The sequence below is a fragment of the Mycolicibacterium thermoresistibile genome (assembly GCF_900187065.1).
GTDB lineage: Bacteria > Actinomycetota > Actinomycetes > Mycobacteriales > Mycobacteriaceae > Mycobacterium > Mycobacterium thermoresistibile.
The window spans coordinates 3,133,495-3,153,306 of record NZ_LT906483.1 but is presented as its reverse complement, the minus strand read 5'-3'; the positions used below and the strand labels follow the sequence as shown (position 1 = coordinate 3,153,306).

General features: G+C 69.1%; 20 protein-coding genes and 2 tRNA genes. 14 read left to right on the top strand and 8 right to left on the bottom strand.

The window, feature by feature from the left end; translation table 11 throughout:
- The first annotated feature begins 5 nt into the window (after positions 1-5).
- The 3 genes from acpS to CKW28_RS14780 are packed head-to-tail and all read left to right on the top strand — an operon-like array spanning position 6 to position 2,618.
- A complete protein-coding gene (acpS, locus tag CKW28_RS14790) occupies positions 6-398 on the top strand; it encodes a holo-ACP synthase AcpS (protein ID WP_003927031.1) in 393 nt (130 codons plus the stop codon).
- 58 nt (positions 399-456) lie between these two features.
- Complete coding sequence (locus CKW28_RS14785) at positions 457-1,275, top strand: formate/nitrite transporter family protein (RefSeq protein WP_003927030.1); 819 nt, start codon at positions 457-459, stop codon at positions 1,273-1,275.
- 14 nt (positions 1,276-1,289) lie between these two features.
- On the top strand, positions 1,290-2,618 hold the full coding sequence (locus CKW28_RS14780; protein WP_003927029.1) for a dipeptidase: 1,329 nt from the start codon (positions 1,290-1,292) through the stop codon (positions 2,616-2,618).
- Here the strand turns inward: CKW28_RS14780 and bcp are convergent.
- Positions 2,615-3,088 carry a thioredoxin-dependent thiol peroxidase gene (gene bcp, locus CKW28_RS14775; protein ID WP_003927028.1) on the bottom strand — a complete coding sequence of 158 codons (474 nt, stop codon included), beginning with the start codon at positions 3,086-3,088 and terminating at the stop codon, positions 2,615-2,617. The genes CKW28_RS14780 and bcp overlap by 4 nt on opposite strands.
- A 133-nt stretch (positions 3,089-3,221) precedes the next feature.
- Here bcp and CKW28_RS14770 point away from each other — a divergent pair, with 133 nt between their 5' ends.
- A complete protein-coding gene (locus CKW28_RS14770; protein ID WP_003927027.1) occupies positions 3,222-3,446 on the top strand; it encodes a DUF3618 domain-containing protein in 225 nt (74 codons plus the stop codon).
- Positions 3,447-4,008: 562 nt separating this feature from the next.
- Here CKW28_RS14770 and CKW28_RS14765 read toward each other — a convergent pair.
- A complete protein-coding gene (locus tag CKW28_RS14765; protein WP_040547371.1) occupies positions 4,009-4,551 on the bottom strand; it encodes a TetR/AcrR family transcriptional regulator in 543 nt (180 codons plus the stop codon).
- Between the two features lie 121 nt (positions 4,552-4,672).
- Here CKW28_RS14765 and CKW28_RS14760 point away from each other — a divergent pair, with 121 nt between their 5' ends.
- Entirely contained in the window at positions 4,673-5,053 is a 381-nt protein-coding gene (locus tag CKW28_RS14760; RefSeq protein WP_131588063.1) for a hypothetical protein, read from the top strand.
- Between the two features lie 681 nt (positions 5,054-5,734).
- On the opposite strand, the gene CKW28_RS14755 is transcribed toward CKW28_RS14760, so the two are convergent.
- A tRNA-Lys gene (locus CKW28_RS14755) sits at positions 5,735-5,807 on the bottom strand.
- A gap of 163 nt (positions 5,808-5,970) precedes the next feature.
- On the opposite strand from CKW28_RS14755, the gene CKW28_RS14750 reads away from it, so the two are divergent.
- Positions 5,971-7,191, top strand: a complete 1,221-nt coding sequence (locus CKW28_RS14750) for a L,D-transpeptidase (RefSeq protein WP_003927024.1) — start codon at positions 5,971-5,973, stop codon at positions 7,189-7,191.
- A gap of 268 nt (positions 7,192-7,459) precedes the next feature.
- Here the strand turns inward: CKW28_RS14750 and CKW28_RS14745 are convergent.
- Positions 7,460-7,532, bottom strand: a tRNA-His gene (locus CKW28_RS14745).
- 40 nt (positions 7,533-7,572) lie between these two features.
- Positions 7,573-8,220, bottom strand: coding sequence for an oligoribonuclease (gene orn, locus CKW28_RS14740; protein ID WP_003927023.1), 648 nt, complete (start codon positions 8,218-8,220; stop codon positions 7,573-7,575).
- 174 nt (positions 8,221-8,394) lie between these two features.
- Between orn and CKW28_RS14735 the strand changes: the two genes are divergently transcribed.
- Entirely contained in the window at positions 8,395-10,002 is a 1,608-nt protein-coding gene (locus CKW28_RS14735; protein ID WP_003927022.1) for a helicase HerA-like domain-containing protein, read from the top strand.
- A gap of 25 nt (positions 10,003-10,027) precedes the next feature.
- Here CKW28_RS14735 and cmrA read toward each other — a convergent pair whose 3' ends face one another.
- Complete coding sequence (cmrA, locus tag CKW28_RS14730) at positions 10,028-10,834, bottom strand: mycolate reductase (RefSeq protein WP_003927021.1); 807 nt, start codon at positions 10,832-10,834, stop codon at positions 10,028-10,030.
- A gap of 25 nt (positions 10,835-10,859) precedes the next feature.
- Between cmrA and CKW28_RS14725 the strand changes: the two genes are divergently transcribed.
- Positions 10,860-12,179, top strand: coding sequence for an MFS transporter (locus tag CKW28_RS14725; protein WP_040547369.1), 1,320 nt, complete (start codon positions 10,860-10,862; stop codon positions 12,177-12,179).
- 3 nt (positions 12,180-12,182) lie between these two features.
- Here the strand turns inward: CKW28_RS14725 and CKW28_RS14720 are convergent, their stop codons facing one another.
- On the bottom strand, positions 12,183-12,944 hold the full coding sequence (locus tag CKW28_RS14720) for an MmpS family transport accessory protein (RefSeq protein WP_003927019.1): 762 nt from the start codon (positions 12,942-12,944) through the stop codon (positions 12,183-12,185).
- Here CKW28_RS14720 and CKW28_RS24325 point away from each other — a divergent pair.
- The 4 genes from CKW28_RS24325 (at position 12,943) to CKW28_RS23815 (ending at position 15,462) form a co-directional block, all read left to right on the top strand.
- Positions 12,943-13,077 (top strand): hypothetical protein, encoded by a 135-nt coding sequence (locus tag CKW28_RS24325; RefSeq protein WP_003927018.1) that lies wholly within the window; start codon positions 12,943-12,945, stop codon positions 13,075-13,077. The two genes, CKW28_RS14720 and CKW28_RS24325, sit on opposite strands and share 2 nt — an antisense overlap.
- A gap of 3 nt (positions 13,078-13,080) precedes the next feature.
- On the top strand, positions 13,081-14,964 hold the full coding sequence (locus CKW28_RS14715; RefSeq protein WP_003927017.1) for an alpha/beta hydrolase family protein: 1,884 nt from the start codon (positions 13,081-13,083) through the stop codon (positions 14,962-14,964).
- Between the two features lie 82 nt (positions 14,965-15,046).
- Positions 15,047-15,310 carry a hypothetical protein gene (locus tag CKW28_RS14710; RefSeq protein WP_003927016.1) on the top strand — a complete coding sequence of 88 codons (264 nt, stop codon included), beginning with the start codon at positions 15,047-15,049 and terminating at the stop codon, positions 15,308-15,310.
- Positions 15,307-15,462 carry a DUF6131 family protein gene (locus CKW28_RS23815; RefSeq protein WP_085975147.1) on the top strand — a complete coding sequence of 52 codons (156 nt, stop codon included), beginning with the start codon at positions 15,307-15,309 and terminating at the stop codon, positions 15,460-15,462. The genes CKW28_RS14710 and CKW28_RS23815 overlap by 4 nt, the downstream gene beginning before the upstream one ends.
- Positions 15,463-15,495: 33 nt before the next feature.
- Here CKW28_RS23815 and CKW28_RS14700 read toward each other — a convergent pair whose 3' ends face one another.
- Positions 15,496-16,128 carry an SACE_7040 family transcriptional regulator gene (locus CKW28_RS14700; protein ID WP_003927014.1) on the bottom strand — a complete coding sequence of 211 codons (633 nt, stop codon included), beginning with the start codon at positions 16,126-16,128 and terminating at the stop codon, positions 15,496-15,498.
- Positions 16,129-16,222: 94 nt separating this feature from the next.
- Between CKW28_RS14700 and CKW28_RS14695 the strand changes: the two genes are divergently transcribed.
- Both CKW28_RS14695 and CKW28_RS14690 read left to right on the top strand, forming a co-directional pair.
- On the top strand, positions 16,223-17,785 hold the full coding sequence (locus CKW28_RS14695; RefSeq protein WP_040547367.1) for a carboxyl transferase domain-containing protein: 1,563 nt from the start codon (positions 16,223-16,225) through the stop codon (positions 17,783-17,785).
- Between the two features lie 7 nt (positions 17,786-17,792).
- On the top strand, positions 17,793-19,811 hold the full coding sequence (locus CKW28_RS14690) for an acetyl/propionyl/methylcrotonyl-CoA carboxylase subunit alpha (protein WP_003927012.1): 2,019 nt from the start codon (positions 17,793-17,795) through the stop codon (positions 19,809-19,811).
- Position 19,812: the final 1 nt, after the last annotated feature.

Genomic DNA, 19,812 nt, shown 5'->3' with positions numbered 1-19,812 from the left:
GGCACATGGCGGTAGTCGGAGTGGGGATCGACCTGGTCTCCATCTCCGACTTCGCCGAGCAGGTCGATCAGCCGGGAACCACCTTCGCGCAGACGTTCACGCCGGGGGAGCGCCGCGACGCCGCGGACAAGAGTTCGTCGGCGGCGCGGCATCTCGCGGCCCGCTGGGCGGCCAAGGAGGCCGTGATCAAGGCGTGGTCCGGATCGCGGTTCGCCCAGCGCCCGGTACTGCCGGAGGGGATTCACCGCGACATCGAGATCGTCACCGACATGTGGGGCCGTCCGCGGGTGCGGTTGAGCGGCGCGATCGCCGAGCACCTCGCCGACGTCACCATCCATCTGTCGCTGACACATGACGGTGACACCGCCGCCGCCGTCGCCGTGCTCGAGGCGCCGTAGCCGCACTCGCTGCCGAGAATGTGTGCATTTCGCGCACGCTCGCGGGTATCCGACCGCGGTGAGCGATACCAGCCAGCGTGACCTCGGCGACTCCGACAGCCCCATCGAGGACGCCCTCGAGGAGGCGTTCCGCCGCATGGTCGACGAGGGCACCCAACGGCTGCACCGCCGCTGGCGGGAGGTGCTCGTCACCGGGTTCTTCGGCGGCACCGAGATCGCCGTCGGCGTGCTGGCCTACCTGGCCGTGCTGCACGTCACCCACAACCACCTGCTCGCCGGCCTGGCGTTCTCCATCGGTTTCCTGGCGCTGCTGCTGGGCCGCAGCGAGCTGTTCACCGAGGGCTTCCTGATCCCCGTCACCACGGTCGCCGCCAAACGGGCCAGCGTCGCGCAGCTGATGAAGCTGTGGGGCGGAACGCTGGCGGCCAACCTGGTCGGCGGCTGGGTGTTGATGTGGCTGATCATGACCGCGTTTCCGAGGTTGCACGCCCAGACCACCGAGTCGGCCGCGCACTACGCCACCGCCCCGCTGTCGGCGGAGACGATGTGCCTGGCACTGCTCGGCGGCATGGTGATCACGCTGATGACCCGGATGCAGCACGGCACCGACGCGATGATCGGCAAGATCGCCGCCGCGGTCGCCGGCGGCTTTCTGCTGGCCGGGTTGCAGATGTTCCACTCCATCCTCGATTCGCTGCTCATCTTCGGCGCGCTCATCGCCGGCGACGCCCCGTTCGGCTACCTGGACTGGCTGCGGTGGTTCGGCTACACCGTGGTCGGCAATGTCGCCGGCGGGCTCGGGCTGGTGACGATGTTGCGGCTGCTGCGCAGCAAGGAACGCCTGCAGGAGGAGCGCCGCGACGCCGAGGCGGAGTGACTAGCCTCATCGGCATGAGCGACATCGCCGAACGCGTCCGGGACCTGCTGCCGTCGGTCCGTCGGGATCTGGAGGACCTGGTGCGCATCCAATCGGTGTGGGCCGACCCGGCCCGCCGCGACGAGGTGCGCCGCAGCGCCGACGCGGTGGCGAGGCTGCTGCGTGAGGCCGGGTTCGACGAGGTGCGGATCGTCAGCGAAGGCGGCGCCCCGGCGGTGATCGCCCGCCATCCGGCGCCGCCCGGTGCGCCGACGGTGCTGCTCTACGCCCACCACGACGTGCAACCCGAGGGCGATCCGGGCCAGTGGCTGTCCCCGCCGTTCGAACCCACCGAACGCGACGGCCGCCTTTACGGTCGCGGCACCGCGGACGACAAGGCCGGCATCGCAACGCATCTGGCGGCGTTCCGGGCGTTCGGCGGAAACCCGCCGGTCGGTGTGACGGTCTTCGTCGAGGGTGAGGAGGAGTCCGGCTCACCGTCGCTGGGGCGGTTGCTCGCCGCGCACCGCGACGCGCTGGCCGCCGACGTCATCATCATCGCCGACTCGGACAACTGGAGCACCGAGGTGCCCGCGTTGACCGTCTCGCTGCGCGGATTGGTCGACTGTGTCGTCGAAGTCGCCACCCTCGACCACGGGCTGCACTCCGGGCTGTGGGGTGGAGTGGTGCCCGATGCACTGAGTGTGCTGGTGCGCCTGCTGGCCAGCCTGCACGACGATGACGGCAACGTCGCGGTCGCCGGGCTGCACGAGGCAACCGTCGCCGACGTCGACCGGGGCCCGGACTGGGTGCGTGCCGAGGCCGGGCTGCTCGACGGGGTGCGACAGATCGGGACCGGGACTGTGGCGCAACGCCTCTGGGCCAAACCGGCGATCACCGTCATCGGCATCGACACCACCCCGATCGCCGCCGCCTCCAACACCCTGATCCCGCGGGCCCGCGCCAAGATCAGCATGCGGGTGGCGCCCGGCGGGGACGCCCGCGCCCACCTCGACGCGTTGACCCGGCATCTGCACGAGCACACGCCGTGGGGTGCCCATGTCACGGTCACCCCCGGCGAGATCGGGGAGCCGTACGCGATCGACGCCGACGGTCCGGTCTACGACGCCGCCCGCGCGGCCTTCCGGGAGGCCTGGGGCCGCGAACCGGTCGACATGGGGATGGGTGGCTCGATCCCGTTCATCGCCGAGTTCGCCGCGGCGTTCCCGGACGCGACCATCCTGGTGACCGGGGTGGAAGACCCCGGCACCCAGGCACACAGCGTGAACGAGAGTCTGCACCTCGGGGTGCTGCAGCGGGCCGCGACCGCCGAGGCGCTGCTGTTGGCCCGCCTGGGCGGTTAGACCCCCAGGTCGCGCCGTAGTTTGGCGACGTGGCCGGTGGCCCGCACGTTGTACTGGGCCAGGGCGATCTTGCCGTCCTCGTCGACGACGAACGTCGACCGGATCACCCCCTGCACGGTCTTGCCGTACATCTTCTTCTCCCCGAAGGCGCCCCACGCGGTGAGCACCTCGCGATCGGGATCGGACAGCAGCGGGAACGTCAGCCCCTGGGCGTCGCGGAACTTCGCCAGTTTCTCCGGTTTGTCCGGCGAGATACCGACCACGTCCAGCCCCGCCTCGTTGAGTTCGGCGAGATTGTCCCGGAAATCGCAGGCCTGCTTGGTGCAGCCGGGTGTGGATGCGGCCGGGTAGAAGTAGACGATGAGCTTGCGGCCGCGATAGTCGGCCAGTGACACGGTGTTTCCGTCGGCGTCGGGCAGGCTGAACGGGGGCGCTGGATCGCCGACCTCGAGGCGCTGGGTCTGGGCCACGGAGAATCCCTTCTCGTCCGACCGATGCCTCCGGCGGGCACCGGCTGATCTAGGGTAGTTCGGCAGGATCGCGTCTCGGCACCATGCCGGGGAAGCGCACCACACCGCGACGTGGACGGCATGGAGGGTGACAGTGGCGGATCGAGATCCCGAAGCCATCAAGAAGGAGATCGATGAAGCGCGCGATCGGCTCGCGGCGACGGTCGACGCACTCGCCGAACGCGCCAACCCGCAGCGGCTCGCCGACGATCTGAAAGCGCGGCTGATCGGGTTCGTCACCAAACCGGCGGTGGCCCTGACCCTGGCCGGGGTGGGGGTGCTGACGGTGGTGATCGTCGTGCGCCGGGCCCGCGGCTGACCGGGTCGTCAGCGCCGGCGGCGCCACCACCACGTGGGGCGCGGCAGACCGGGCGGATTTGCGCTCCGGCCCAGGCGGCTGCAGTTGCGGACGGCGACGGGTTGTTGCGGAGCTACCTCATTGCCGGTGTGCGAGTCGGTCGCGTTCACCGCACCTGCCGTCGCCATCAGCTAAGACCTCGATTCGCTCTGTCAACCCCCGCGACCCCCGGTGCTGCGCTGCCGCAGCTAACGCAGAGGGTAGCAGAACGCCATGAATCCACAGACGCGAGCTGCGGAAATACTCACCGGTAGCTACTTTCGCAACTATCAGTCGCGATTCACGGGCAGGCGTCGGGCCGACTCGTTGACGGCTGTCAGCACAGTGTGTCGGATGTGACTGACGGGGCTGGAGCGGGTCGGCCCCGGATCCGGCGGGCAATCAAAGTGACATTGCGGGATGGCAACGATGGCGGTGATGGCTGTGCCATCTGTGCTTTCTGTGCCATCTGTGCCATCTGTGCCATCTGTGCTATCTGCGCCATTTGTGCCGGCTGTGCCTGCTGAGCGCCGGCCATCGGCGCTCAGGGTCTGACCGTCGGCCAGAACAGGTCGAACAGGCGGTTCTCCCAGTCGGCCGCGACCTCTCCGACGCGGGCGCGTTCGGCGATGTGGGTGCCGACCACGGCGTCGATGAGGGCCGAGCCGTCGACGTCGGCGCGGATCGATCCATCGGCCTTGCCGCCGTCGATCACCGCTTCGAGTTCGGCGCGCTGGCCGGCGAGGATCTCGCGGAACACCGCCGTGAAGTCCGGGTCCTCATCGGTGAGCATGGCGGCGAAACCGCCGTAGCCGATTCCCACCTCGATGGTCTTCACGGCCTGGGCGATGAGCCAGCGCAGCCGGTCCGGTGCGGCGGTGTCCGGTTCCAGCGGGTCGGGGTGGGCGACCCGGGACAGCGCGGCGGACAGCATGTCGCGCCGGTCCCGGAACCGCCGGTAGATGGTGGTCTTGGCGATTCCGGACTGCGCGGCGACGGCCTGCACCGTGGCCGAGCGGGGGCCCTTGGTGCGAAGGAGCGCCAGGGTGGCGTCCGCGATGCCGTCGTCCACGTCCCGTACCGCCATCTCACACTCCCTTGCGTCTGTTGCGGCTGTTTCGCCCGATCGGAATATCCGCGACCGGGAAAACGCTACACTAGATGTAGCGCTACGCTACACGTAGCGTTGCTCGAGTGAGGGAGGGGTCATGATGAAGGCGTTGAAGCGGATACCGATGACATATGTGGGGTATCTGGGCTTTTTGCTGACGTTCGCCGGCCTGGGACTGTTCGTGAACGCGTTGGCGATGCGCAGCGTGCTGGCGTGGGTCTTGGGCGCCGCGGCGGTCGCGAGCATGGTGCTCTGTGTGGCCGGGTTCCGCATCGGGGCACGTCAGCGGGCGGCGGCGAACACCGCCGGGACGACGTTGGACAACATGGACATCTTCAGCCCGCCGATGACGAAGGAAGAGGTCGACCGCTATCTGCTGCGGTACCGCGGCGAACCGAGCGGCGAGGACCGTGTGCTGCGGAGCATCGACGGCCGGGCCGGCGAGGCCGTGCCGGAAGCGCAACCGCAGGCGGCCTGACCGGTTTCGGATCGTCGGCTGTGCTTGGGCCGCAGAGCAATCAAGAAGATCGCACGGAGTTGCCAACCGGGGTGACGGACGCCATTGTGTGGCGCCCGTCGCCCCGTTCCCTTGGGTGCACCGGGCGGCGTGCATTGGCCGAGTTGAGCGTGCGTCGGCCGACCTGAGCGTGCGTCGGCTGAGTCGACGGTGAGTGGGCTGACCTGAGCGTGCGTGAGCCGAGTCGACCGTGCATCCACGGTGCTGATTCGGCCGATTTCCCGCAGCGCGGACACGTTCGGCGCAGCCAGTGCACACCCGCCACGGTGTCCGCACAGCTGCGACAGCTGATGCACAGCCGTCGCGGTGGTCGCACTCTTGAATGCGCATGCCGGATCGCTTCCCAGAACGGCAGGACGCGAACCCTCTCCTGGCAGCACGTCCCCGGTCGGCTCCCACTGATCGTGCGTGGGCCGACAAGAGCGTGCGTGGGCTGACTTGAGCGTGCGCCGGCTGAGTTGCCGGTGCCTCAGCTGAGTCGACGGTGCGTCCGTGGTGCTGATTCGGCCGATTTCCCGCAGCACGTACACACCCGCCGCAGCACGTGCGCACCCGCCGCAGCCAGGGCACACCCGCCGCCGCTCATACACACCACCCGAACACGACGAAACCCCCGCCGAAGCGGGGGTTTCGCTGTTCCTGTGCGCCGTCAAGGGCTCGAACCTTGGACCCGCTGATTAAGAGTCAGCTGCTCTACCAACTGAGCTAACGGCGCCGCGGGAGCGACAATAACAAACGTCGGGCCCGATCGTGAAATTCCCAGGCCGGGACTGTGGTGTGTGCCGCATCGCGCCGGTCAGTGGCAGTGCCCGACTGCCTCTAGACTGTTGCCGACAGGTTTTTCGTGCAGCAGTCGTGGGTGTGAGGTGGATCAAAAGATGTGGCAGGTCAGGGGGATGACCCGACCGCGCTGGCGCAGTCGCTGGTGGCTGATCACCGGGTTGCTCTCGGTGGTTGTTCTCGCCCTCAGCGCATGCAGCGGCGGCGGCGCTTCCGATCAGCCGAAGGTGATCACCGACAAGGGCACACCGTACGGCGATCTGTTGGTGCCCAGGGTCACTGCGTCGGTCACTGACAAGGCGGTCGGCGTTCCGGTCGACGAGCCGGTGACGGTCAGCGCCGAGAACGGGGTGCTCGGCGCGGTGACGATGGTCAACGAGCAGGGCCGGACCGTGGAAGGCGAGTTCAGCGAGGACGGCGTCAGCTGGTCGACGACCGAACCGCTGGGTTACAACCGGCAGTACACCATCACCGCGCAGTCGCTGGGCCTCGGTGGGGTCACCACCCGCGAGATGACGTTCGAGACCCACTCGCCGGCCAATCTGACCATGCCGTATGTGGTGCCCAGCCCTGGTGAGGTGGTGGGCGTCGGCCAGCCGGTGGCGGTCCGCTTCGACGAGAACATCCCGAACCGGGCGGCCGCCGAGCGGGCGATCAAGGTCACCACCAACCCACCGGTGGAGGGCGCGTTCTACTGGCTGAACAACCGCGAGGTGCGGTGGCGGCCGGCGTCCTACTGGAAGCCCGGCACCACCGTGGAGGTCGAGGTGAACACCTACGGCGTCGACCTCGGCGACGGGCTGTTCGGCCAGCGCAACACCAAGACCCACTTCACCATCGGCGACGAGGTGATCTCCACCGTCGACGACAACACCAAGACGCTGACCGTGCGGCGCAACGGCGAGGTCGTCAAGACGATGCCGGTGTCGATGGGCAAGGACTCGACGCCGACGAACAACGGCGTGTACATCGTCGGGGACAAGCGGGCCCACATGGTGATGGACTCGTCCACCTACGGTGTGCCGGTGAACTCCCCGAACGGCTACCGCACCGAGGTCGACTGGGCGGTGCAGATGTCCTACAGCGGCATCTACGTCCACAGTGCGCCGTGGTCGGTGGGCAGCCAGGGCTACAGCAACGTCAGCCACGGCTGCATCAACGTCAGCCCGTCGAACGCCAAATGGTTCTACGAGAACAGCAAGCGCGGCGACATCATCGAAGTGGTGAACACCGTCGGCACGGTCCTGCCCGGAACCGACGGACTCGGTGACTGGAACATCCCGTGGGAGCAGTGGAAGGCCGGCAACGCCAACGTGTGATCGTGTGAGCAATTCCGCAGAACGCGGGCCCGAGGGAAGTCTCGGCGCCCGCGTTCTGCGTTTCCGGGACCGAGAGGGAGGGCTTCCGCGAGCGGCGCCACGAGCACGACAAGACGACCAACGACAAAACGATCGCGACAAAACGAGCAACGACAAAACGAGCAACGACAAAACGAGCAACGACAAAACGAGCAACGACAAAACGAACACGACAAAACGAACACCGCCCCACCCGCGGATTCGCGGATGGGGCGGTGTCACCGGTAGGGGTGGCTGACGGGACTCGAACCCGCGACACCCAGGATCACAACCTGGTGCTCTACCAACTGAACTACAGCCACCATCGCGAGCGCTGTCGGAACATCGCCCGCATCATCGATATTAGCCGGTCGAAGGTTCAGACGACGAATCGGTCCCGTCCGGGCTGCTCGGAGTGCCGCCGAGCTCGGCCGCGATCGCGGCGATCTCGCTGGTCGACGGCCCGGGCGGGGGGACGAACGCGGTGCGCCGGTAGTACTGCAACTCGCGGATGGACTCGTGGATGTCCGCGAGCGCGCGGTGGGCCAGACCCTTCTCCGGCTGACCGAAGTAGATCCGCGGATACCAGCGCCGGCACAGCTCCTTGATCGAGCTCACGTCGATCATCCGGTAATGCAGGTAATCGTCGAGCTTGGGCATGTCGCGGGCGATGAAGCCGCGGTCGGTGGCGATGGAGTTACCGGCCAGCGGCGCCGTCTTGGCCTGTTTGACGTGGCTGCGGACGTAGTCGAGGACCATCTCCTCGGCGGTCGCCAGATCGATCGTGGACGCCCGCACCTCGTCGATCAGGCCCGACCGGGTGTGCATCTCGGTCACCACCGGGATCATGTTGTCCAGGGCCTCGTCGTCGGTGTGGATGACCACGTCGAGCCCCTCGCCGAGGATGTTCAGGTCGGCGTCGGTGACCAACACCGCAATCTCGATGAGCCGGTCGGATTTGAGGTCCAGGCCGGTCATCTCACAGTCGATCCACACCAGTTCGTCACGCACAGCGCTCCAGACTATGCCCATCGGGCCGGCCGATGCCCATCGGGAGAGGCCCATCGGGAGATGCCCGTCGGGGCAGCCCGCCGGACGACTCACCGCGGGCCATACCCGCGACCGCGTGCGTTCAGTAGTGTCAGGAGCCGATCAGCGGGCCGCATCGGGCAGAAGGGATCGGGCATGACAAGCGGATCGACAGCCAACCCGGCGCAGGACATCGCCGCCGGCTATGCGGTGTCCGGTGCGGCACTGCAGTTGGGCAGCGTCATGGTGGACGGTCCCGAGGGTCCCGTCACCGACCCGGACGCCCAGGTCCGCATTCCAATGGCGACCGTCAACCGGCACGGGTTGATCGCCGGCGCCACCGGGACCGGGAAGACCAAATCGTTGCAGTTGATGGCCGAGCAGCTCTCCGCAGCCGGGGTGCCGGTCGTGATGGCCGACATCAAAGGCGATCTGAGCGGTCTGGCCCGGCCCGGTGAACCGGGGGAGAAGATCACCCAGCGCGCCGCCGACACCGGCGACGACTGGACCCCGACCGGATATCCGGTGGAGTTCCTCGGCCTCGGCACCAGCGGCATCGGCGTGCCGGTGCGCGCCACCGTCTCCAGCTTCGGTCCCATCCTGCTGTCGAAGGTGCTGGGGCTCAACCAGACTCAGGAGTCCACCCTGGGGCTGATCTGCTACTGGGCCGACCAGCAGGGGTTGCCGTTGCTGGACCTGAAGGATCTGCGGTCGGTGATCCAGTTCCTCGTCAGCGATGAGGGCAAACCGCAGCTGAAGTCCCTCGGTGCGGTGTCACCCACCACCGCCGGGGTGATCCTGCGTGCGCTGATCAACCTCGAGGCCGACGGCGGCGACACCTTCTTCGGTGAGCCCGAACTGGAGCCCGAGGACCTGCTGCGCGTCGATGATCAGGGCCGCGGCGTCATCACCCTGTTCGAGCTGGGCAATCAGGCGGCCCGCCCGGTGATGTTCTCCACTTTCCTGATGTGGGTGCTGGCCGATCTGTTCACCAACCTGCCCGAGGTCGGTGATCTGGACAAACCCAAACTGGTGTTCTTCTTCGACGAGGCGCACCTGTTGTTCAACGACGCCTCCAAGGCGTTCCTCGAACAGGTGGAGCAGACCGTCAAGCTGATCCGGTCCAAGGGTGTCGGGGTGTTCTTCTGCACCCAGCTGCCCACCGATGTGCCCAACGACGTGCTCAGCCAGCTCGGGGCCCGTGTCCAGCACGCGTTGCGGGCGTTCACCCCCGACGACCAGAAGGCGCTGCGCAAGACCGTGCGCACCTATCCGAAAACCGATGTCTACGACCTTGAGTCGACGCTGACATCGCTGGGCATCGGCGAAGCGGTGGTCACGGTGCTCTCGGAGAAGGGTGCGCCGACCCCGGTCGCCCGCACCCTGATGCGCGCACCGCGCTCGCTGATGGACACCATCGGGGAGGACGCGATCGCGGCGGCCGCCAAGTCCAGCCCCCTGCAGGCCGAGTACGGCCAGACCATCGACCGGGAATCGGCCTATGAGCGGCTGGCCGCCGCGCTGGCCCCACCCGAGCCCGAGCCGACCGCACCCGTCCCGGCGCCGGATCTGCCGCCCGTGCCCGCCGGGCTCGATCTCCCACCGATGCCCGCGCCGGTCGAACCGCAGGGGCCCGGCCTGCTGGACAAGGTGATGGACAGCCCCGCGTTCAAGAGCGCGATGCGCTCGGCCGGCACGGTGATCGGCCGCGAGATCACCCGCAGCATCTTCGGCACCGGCCGCCGACGCCGGCGCCGCCGCTGACCGGCTGCGGAAGGGCAGCGGAACCTCAGCCGCCGCCGAGCTTCTTGTAGAACGCGCCGACGATCGGGGCGACGATCGCGCGGGGCGCATATCCGCTGGCCACCGACATCGCCTTCGAGGTGAGCCCCGGCACCACCCGCATCTTGTTGGCCGCCAACCCATCCAACGACAGCTTGGCGGTGTGCTCGGTGGAGATCCACAGGAAGTCGGGCACCAGGCGGTCCACCAGCGAGGCCTCCGACGGGTCCGGCAGATCGCTGCGCACCGGCCCGGGCGCCAGCAGGGTGACGTGCACGCCGAGATCCTTGAGCTCGCCGCGCAGTGACTCGCTGAACGTGTTGGCGAACGCCTTCGTCGCCGCGTAGGTGGCGTTGTTCGGGATCGGCGAATTCCCGGCCGCCGACCCGGATATCAGGATGCCGCCGGCACGGCGCTGGACCATCCCGGGCAGCACGGCCAGCACCAGATCGTGCACGCCCAGCACGTTGAGCTGCACCTGCGCCTTCTCCTCGGCGGGGTCGAGCTTGTGCACCGGGCCGAATGTGGCGACCCCGGCGTTGGCGCACAGGATCGAGATCTCCCGCTCGGCGAGTTCGGCGCACAGGGTGCCGCGCTGCTCGGGGTCGGCCAGATCGAGCGGTCGCACCTCGACGGTCACACCGTGGCGATCGGTGAGCCGGTCGGCCAGTTCGGTGAGCACCTCGGCGCGGCGCGCGGTGACGATCAGGTTGTGGCCGCGGGCGGCGAGTTCGGTGGCCAACGCGGCGCCGATGTTCTGCGATGCGCCGGTGATGACGGCGCGGGCGTCCGGAGTGGGCTCGGGTACGGGCATGCGCGGGACTATATCGTGGGCGCTCATGAGCCAGACCCGCCGCGTGGGCCGGCCACCCAGCCAACCGGCCCAGCGGTCCCAGGTTCTCGCGTGGGCGCTGTGGGACTGCGGTTCGACCGGCTTCAACGCGATCGTCATCACCTTCGTGTTCGCCGTCTACCTGACCGGGACGGTCGGTGCGGATCTGCCCGGGGACACCTCCGCGGCCGGCTGGCTGGGCCGGGCGATGGCCGCCGGGGGACTGGCCGTCGCGGTGCTCGCGCCCGCCACCGGCGTCTGGGTGGAGGCACCCCGGCGGCGCCGCGCCGCGCTGGGCGTGCTGACCGGTCTGACGGTGGCGCTGACCGCGGCGATGAGCCTGATCCGCGACGACCACCGATATCTGTGGCCGGCGCTGGTGCTGCTGGCCTGCGCGGCCGCCACCAGTGAACTGGCCACGGTGCCGTACAACGCCATGCTACGGCAGCTGTCGACGCCGCAGAACTCCGGGAGGGTCTCCGGATTCGGCTGGGCGATGGGCTATTTCGGCAGCGTCACGCTGCTGCTGGTGGTCTATGCCGGATTCATCGCCGGCGAGGGGGACCGGCGCGGGCTGCTCGGTCTCCCGGTGGCCGACGGTCTGAACGTGCGGGCGGCGATGCTGCTGACCGCGGCGTGGTTCCTGCTGTTCGCGTTGCCGGTGCTGATCACCGTGCCCAGCCCGCCCGACGACGGCCACCGCGCCCGGACCGGATTCCTGGGCGCCTACCGCAGACTGGCCGCCGAGCTCGCCGGCGAATGGCGCCGGGACCGCAACGTGGTCTACTACCTGATCGCCAGCGCGGTGTTCCGGGACGGGCTGGCCGGGGTGTTCGCGTTCGGCGCGGTGCTCGGCGTCACCGTGTACGGGGTGTCCGAAGCCGATGTGCTGTTGTTCGGGGTGTGCGCGTCGGTGATCGCCGCGATCGGCGCCGTCCTGGGCGGACTGGTCGACGACCGGGTCGGGTCCAAACCGGTGATCATCGGCTCCCTGGCCGCCATGATCGCCACCGGACTGACGCTGCTGAACCTGTCCGGCGCGGCGGCGTTCTGGATCTGCGGGCTGCTGCTGTGCATGTTCATCGGGCCGACCCAGTCGTCGGCCCGGACGTTGATGCTGCGGATGGCCACCCTGGGCAAGGAGGGGGTGGCCTTCGGTCTCTACACCACCACCGGCCGGGCGATGTCGTTCCTGTCGCCGTGGATGTTCTTCACCTTCATCGACCTGTTCGGCACCGACCGCGCGGGCATGGCGGGGCTGTGTGTGGTCCTGGTCGCAGGTCTGGTGGCGATGCTGGCGGTGCGTGTCCCGCGCCGCGCCGGTTAGCCCTCAGCCCGCACCCACGCAGATGGTCAGGCCCGAACCGGTGCGCTGCTGGATCAGCGCGCCGTCGACGGTGACCGTGCAGGTGACGTCGCGGCCCACGTTGATGATGCTCACACTGGCCGAACTGGCGGCCGGACTGGGCAACTCGACCTGTTTACGCCACGGCAGCTGGACGTTGAACTCGGTCTGCAGCACCTTGCCGGTGTCGATATAGGTGATGTTGATTGCCCGGCCGGTGCCGGCCACCTCGTACACCACGGTCTCGGTCGCCCCGGGGGTGGTGGTGGCGCCCGGGGGGCCGGTGGTCGGCCCCGTCGTCGGTCCCGGCGACGGCAGCGGGGGCAGCACGGTGGTCGGCGCCCGCCGGGTCGTGGTGGGCGGAGTCGGCATCGGGAAGCTCGGTTCGGTGGCCGACGGGCCCGGTGCGAAGACCGTGTCCTGCTGTGAGCTGTTGGTGATCACCAGCGCGATGACCAGACCCACCACCAGCAGCACCGCCAGCGCCGCCAGCACCCACAGCCAGCCCGGCAGCTTGGGCTTCTCCGGCTCGGGCGGCTCCGCCGGCGGATACTCGTACCCCTGTTGACCGGTTCCGTAGGGGTCGTAGCCGTACGGCGGATAGGCCGGCAGCTGCTCGGTCGGCGGTGGCTGCGGGGACGCCGGATAGGTCGGTCCGTAGGCCTGACTGGCGTAGGCCGGATCGCTGTATCCGGGGTACATCGGTTCGGTCGGGTCGGTCCCGCCGCGCCGTGGTGATTCGGTCATGACCACCTCATGGCTGCGAGGGTACCTGCGCATCTGCCCAGCGCACCGGACCACCGGCCGGTTCGTCGTCCGCCGACACGGCCGCCACGCCATCGCCCGCGCGGTGCATCCGGCGGCGAGCATGCAGAATTGAGCCGTGGCTGAACAGGTGCGCGCGACGTACGGCGCGTCACTGTCGCCCGATGCCACCGCATTCGCCCATCTCGTCGACGACGGCGGGTTCCCGCGCGCCGTGCAGCGGTTCCTGCGCGGCTGGCGGGCCTCGTCCTCGCGCGATGTGGAACTGCCCGTCGTCGGGCCGGTCCGGCGGGTGCTGCACTCCCCGGACGGCGGCTGGCTGGCGTGCGAGGTCGCACCCGACGGCAGCGACCGCAGCCAGATCTGGGTGGTCACCACCGACCCGGACGACCGCGGCGCACACCGGATCGATTCCTGGCCTCCGGACGCCCCCGAGGGCGCCGCCGAACTGATCGCCTGGGACGGCAACCGGATCGCCGCGATCCTCACCGGGCAGGACGGTGTGGGCAGCTCCTGTCTGATCGACCCGGCCGACGGCAGCACCGTGGTGCTGGATCGCCGCTCCGGCGGCCGCCTGGTCGACGCCTGGGCCGGGGCGGCACTGATCAGGGTCGGGCCGCGCGGCTACCGCGAGCTGATCATGCTGCACGGCAACACCGAGATGGCGCTGCTGCCATCCGATCCCGGTTCGACCACCGACTTCGGGGTGATCCTCGACGACCACAGCGCACGGAGGCTGCGGCGCGGCCCGGACGGGGAGCTCACCAAGCTGTACCAGCCGGCCAAGCGGTATCCGAGGGAGAGCACCGAGGGTTACGTGCGGGCGTTGATCCGCAGCGACAACGGCGCCGGCTACGCCCGGCTGCTGGAGGTGACCACCACCGCCGACGGGGTCGCCTACCAGGTGGTGGCCGAACGCCCCGGACACGATCTGGACGAGTTCGTCGTCAGCGACGATCTGTCCACGGTGGCGTTGCTGTGGAACATCGACGGCGCCAGCGAATTACAGATCCTGCAGTACGCCGACAACACGTTGAGCGAGCCGATCCCGCTGCCCGGGATGGTGGCCGGCGAGCTCAGCATCAGCGCGGGCGGCTCGATGGTCGCGATGACGGTGGAGAGCCCCTGGCTGCCGCCGACGGTGGAACTGGTCGACCCGCGGACCCGCCAGTGGGAGCTCATCGACCGGGAGCCCAGCACCGGGCCGGTCACCGGCACGCCGACGCTGGAGCGGCTCACCGCCCGCGACGGGCTGGAACTGACCGGCTGGCTGTACCGGCCGCCGACGGGGGTGCAGCCCGTCGGCGCGATGATCTTCCTGCACGGGGGGCCGGAGGGACAGTCCCGCCCCGGTTACAACGAGTATTTTCCGCCGCTGCTGGACCGCGGCATCACCGTGTTCACCCCGAACGTCCGCGGCTCGGGGGGATTCGGCCGCTCGTTCGTGCACGCCGACGACAAGGAGAACCGGTTCCGCGCCATCGACGACGTCGCCGACTGTGTGCACTACCTGGTTCGCAACGGGTTGGCGCCGGCCGACCGGATCGCTTGTGCCGGATGGTCATACGGCGGCTATCTCACCCAGGCGGCGTTGGCGTTCCATCCGGATCTGTTCGCCGCGGGCATCAGCGTGTGCGGGATGAGCGATCTGACCACCTGGTATCAGACCACCGAGCCGTGGATAGCGCAGTCGTCCTACACCGAGTACGGCCATCCGGTCGCCGACCGCGATCTGCTGGAGCGACTGTCCCCGCTGACCCACGCCGCCGCGGTGACCGCACCGTTGCTGCTGGTGCACGGCGCGAGCGACACCAACGTGCCGCCGAGCGAGTCGATACAGATGCACACCGCACTGGAACGGCTCGGCCGTCCGGTGAAACTGCTGATGTTCGACGACGACGGTCACGAGATCGTGCGCCGGGAGAACCGGGCCACCCTGGTCGAGGCGATGAGCCACTGGCTCATGTCGGCCTTCGCTGAACGGCGCCGGGAAGCGTCGTGACCGTCGCGGGCCGACCTGGTTTGGACTTGTGACGCATGGGTAATCCCGTTGGCACCTGATCTTGGTGCGAACGGAGGCCAACATGCGCGGACTCATCGGCCTGGTTGTGCTGATCTGGTTGCTGATCGGAGTGGCCGCCGCCTGGCAGCGCGACTACTTCCGATCCGGTGAGACCAACTGTGCGACTGCCGCGCAGGTGGCTCTGACGGTGGTGGCGGGACCACTCAACTACATGGGGGTCAACCCCCAAGTTGACTGCAACATCAACGTCCCCGAGCCCAGCAGTAGTGGCCTGCTCGAATCCGTTGGGCAGGAACATCATTCGATGAATGGAGAAGCGGCATGATAATTCTCGGAGTGATTCTGGCCATCCTCGGCTGGATTTTCGGTCTGAACTGGCTGTGGGTGCTCGGCATCGTCCTGGCGGTCGTCGGGGTGGTCTTCTGGCTGCTCGGGCGGGCCGGCCGGCCGGTGGCCGGACGCCGGGCCTGGTATTGATCCGAAACGGTGCCGGTCGCGGCGGTGCGCGGATCAGAACCCGCGTAACGCCGCGACCGTCATCGCGCGCAACACCGGACGGGAGGCCGCCACCGCGGTCCGGCTCGCGCCGGGCTTGAGGCTGTGCGGGGTCGAGTTCAACAATCCGAACGCCGCGTGCGCCATCACCCGGGCCTCCGATTCGCCGAGCCCGGTGTGCAGCCGCCGCAGCACGTCCACCCAGATCTCGACGTACTGCCGCTGAGCCCGGCGCACCTGACGCCGGGTGCCGACCGGGAGGTGGTCCAGATCGCGGTCCTGGATCCGGATCAGATCGGGTTCGTCCAGCGCGAAATCCAGGTGGAAGTCGATCAGGTGGTCCAGCGTCTCCGCTGGTCCCGATCCGTCCCGGTCGGCGCGCTCGGCGACCGCCCGGGCCCCGGCCAGCAACCGCGTGCTGATGCCCACCAGGAGTTCGGCCAACAGCGCCTCCTTGTTGGTGAAGTGGCGGTAGATCGCCGGTCCGCTCACGCCGGCCGCGGCACCGATGTCCTCCAGCCGCACAGCGAGATAGCCCCGCTCGGCCATCAACCGTTCGGCGGCGGCGAGGATCTGGCTGCGACGGTCCGACTTGGCCCGGCCGCGCCGGGTGGTCGCCGCCCCGGCGGCGGGTGCGTCGCTCGTCATCAGCGCCCTCCATCGGTGATGCTGGACATTCCGGTTAATGACGACTAACCTACCACCAGTTATTCGTCATTAACTCAATCGGAGCAGGGCAGCGGTGCCACCACGGTCTTCACCTCGCGCTTCATATCGCGACGACCATCTGCAACTGGTCAGCGAGTTGCGCAGCAAGCTGGCCGCCGCGGCGCGCGGTGGCCCCGAGCGTGCGCGGGAGCGCCACGTCAGCCGCGGCAAACTGCTGCCCCGGGATCGGGTGGACGGTCTGCTCGATCCGGGCAGCCCGTTCCTGGAAGTGGCCCCACTGGCCGCCAACGGGATGTACGACGACGAGTGTCCCGGCGCCGGGATGATCACCGGCATCGGCCGGGTGTCGGGCCGCGAATGCATGATCGTCGCCAATGACGCCACGGTGAAGGGCGGCACCTACTACCCGGTCACGGTCAAGAAGCACCTACGGGCGCAGGAGATCGCCGCCCAGAACCACCTGCCCTGCATCTACCTGGTCGACTCCGGCGGAGCGTTCCTGCCCCGCCAGGACGAGGTGTTCCCCGACCGCGACCATTTCGGGCGGATCTTCTACAACCAGGCCACGCTGAGCGCGCAGGGCATCCCGCAGATCGCCGCGGTGATGGGCTCCTGCACCGCCGGCGGCGCCTATGTGCCGGCGATGAGCGACGAAGCGGTGATCGTGCGCAATCAGGGCACCATCTTCCTGGGCGGACCGCCGCTGGTGAGGGCGGCCACCGGCGAAGTGGTCACCGCCGAGGAGCTCGGCGGCGGCGATCTGCACGCCAAGACCTCCGGGGTGACCGACCACCTGGCCCACGACGACCGCGACGCGCTGCGCATCGTCCGGCGCATCGTGGCGACGCTGGGACCGCGTCACCCGTCACCGTGGGAGATCGCGCCGACCGTCGACCCGGTGGCCGACCAGACCGAGCTCTACGACGTCGTCCCGGTCGACCCGCGGATCCCGTACGACGTCCACGAAGTGGTCGACCGCATCGTCGACGGCGGCGACTTCGCCGAGTTCAAGGCCGAATACGGCGCGACACTGGTCACCGGGTTCGCCCGCATCCACGGCCACCCGGTCGGCATCATCGCCAACAACGGTGTGCTGTTCAGCGAATCCGCTCTCAAGGGTGCGCATTTCATCGAACTGTGCGACAAGCGCAAGATCCCGTTGCTGTTCCTGCAGAACATCTCCGGGTTCATGGTCGGCCGGGAGTACGAAGCCGGCGGCATCGCCAAACACGGCGCCAAGATGGTCACCGCCGTCGCCTGCGCCCGGGTGCCGAAACTGACCGTCGTGATCGGTGGCTCCTACGGGGCCGGGAACTACTCGATGTGCGGACGGGCGTATTCGCCGCGGTTCCTCTGGATGTGGCCCAACGCGCGGATCTCGGTGATGGGCGGCGAACAGGCCGCCTCGGTGCTGGCCACCGTGCGCGGCGACATGACCCCCGAGGAGGAAGAGGCCTTCAAGGTGCCCATCCGTCAGCAATACGAGGATCAGGGCAACCCGTACTACTCCACCGCACGGCTGTGGGACGACGGGGTGATCGACCCGGCCGACACCAGAACCGTTGTCGGGCTCGCCCTCTCGATCGTCGGCCAGGCCCCGCTGGAGCCGGTCTCCTACGGCGTGTTCAGGATGTGACCACACCATGACACCTGCCCCCACAACCGGGACGACACCGGGAACCGGGACCTTCGACACCGTGCTCGTGGCCAACCGCGGCGAGATCGCCGTGCGGGTGATGAGCACCCTGCGCCGGATGGGCATCCGCTCGGTTGCGGTGTTCAGTGACGCCGACGCGCAGGCCCGGCACGTCGCCGAGGCCGACGCCGCCGTGCACATCGGCCCCGCGGCCGCGCGGCACAGCTATCTCGACATCGAAGCGGTGGTGCGGGCGGCCCGCCGCACCGGGGCGCAGGCCGTGCACCCCGGGTACGGATTCCTCTCGGAGAACCCCGAGTTCGCCGCCGCACTGGCCGATGCCGGCATCGTGTTCATCGGCCCACCGGCCGCGGCGATCAGGACCATGGGCGACAAGATCGCCGCCAGGGCCGCGGTGTCGGCGTTCGGCGTTCCCGTGGTGCCCGGCATCTCCCGGCCCGGGCTCACCGACGCCGACCTCATCGACGGCGCAGCGCAGGTGGGCTTCCCGGTGCTGGTGAAACCGTCGGCCGGGGGCGGCGGCAAGGGGATGCGGGTGGTGCACGACCCGGCCGACCTCCCCGCCGCGCTGGCCGCGGCCCGCCGGGAGGCGGCCGCGGCATTCGGTGACGACACCCTGTTCCTGGAGCGCTTCGTGCTCAACCCGCGCCACATCGAGGTGCAGGTCCTGGCCGATCAGCACGGAAACGTCATCCACCTCGGCGAGCGGGAGTGCAGCCTGCAGCGCCGTCATCAGAAGGTCATCGAGGAGGCGCCGTCACCGCTGCTCGACGCCGCCACCCGGGAGCGGATCGGATCGGCCGCCTGCGACACCGCCCGCAGCGTGGATTACACCGGCGCCGGAACCGTCGAGTTCATCGTCTCCGCGGACCGTCCGGACGAGTTCTTCTTCATGGAGATGAACACCCGGCTCCAGGTCGAACACCCCGTCACCGAGATGGTCACGGGTGTCGACCTGGTGGAACAGCAGATCCGGATCGCCGCGGGGGAGAAGCTGGCGATCGCCCAGGACGACGTCACGCTGTCCGGACACGCCGTCGAGGCGCGCATCTACGCCGAGGATCCCGCCGCCGGTTTCCTGCCGACCGGCGGCACCGTGCTGCACGTCGCCGAACCCGACCATCCCGGCGTCCGGGTCGACTCCGGGCTGTTCGACGGCACCGTGGTCGGCAGCGACTACGACCCGATGCTGGCCAAGGTCATCGCCCACGGCCCCGACCGCGCCACCGCGCTGCGTACCCTCGACCGTGCGCTGGCCGACACCGCGATTCTCGGGCTGACCACCAACATCGAGTTCCTGCGCTTCCTGCTCGCCGACGACGACGTGGCCGCCGGCCGGCTCGACACCGGCCTGCTGGACCGGTGCGCACCCGACTTCACCCCCGCGGGGGCCACCGACGCCGAACTGATCGCCGCCGGCGCCTACCACTGGTTGCAGCGCTGGGCCGACGCGGCCGACGATCTGTGGTCGCAGCCGTCCGGCTGGCGGGTCGGCGCCCAGGCCGCCACCAGCTACCGGCTCGAGGCCGGTGACCGCACCGATCATGTCCGGCTGACCGGCCACCCGTACGACGCCACCGTGGCGATCGAGGACGGTGATCCCCGACCCCTGACGGCGGCGCTGACCGGGTCCCGGCTGACGGTCACCGTCGACGGATTGCGCACCGACTACACCGTCGCCGCCGCCGACGGGCGACTCTGGCTGGCCGCCGCCGGCCGCGCCGTGGCCGTGTCGGAGGTGCGCGAGGCTCCGGTGCGGCCCGACGACGAACACCGCGGCGACGCCGAGCTGGTCAGCCCGATGCCGGGATCGGTTGTCGCGCTGGGTGTCTCCGACGGCGACGCGGTCGATGCCGGAACCCTGGTGGTCACCGTCGAGGCCATGAAGATGGAACATCCGCTCACCGCGCCGGTCGCCGGTGTGGTCGAACTACTCGTCGCCGTGGGCGACCAGGTGAAGGTGGGCCAGCCGCTGGCCAGGATCACCACCGAGCAGGAGGACTGAC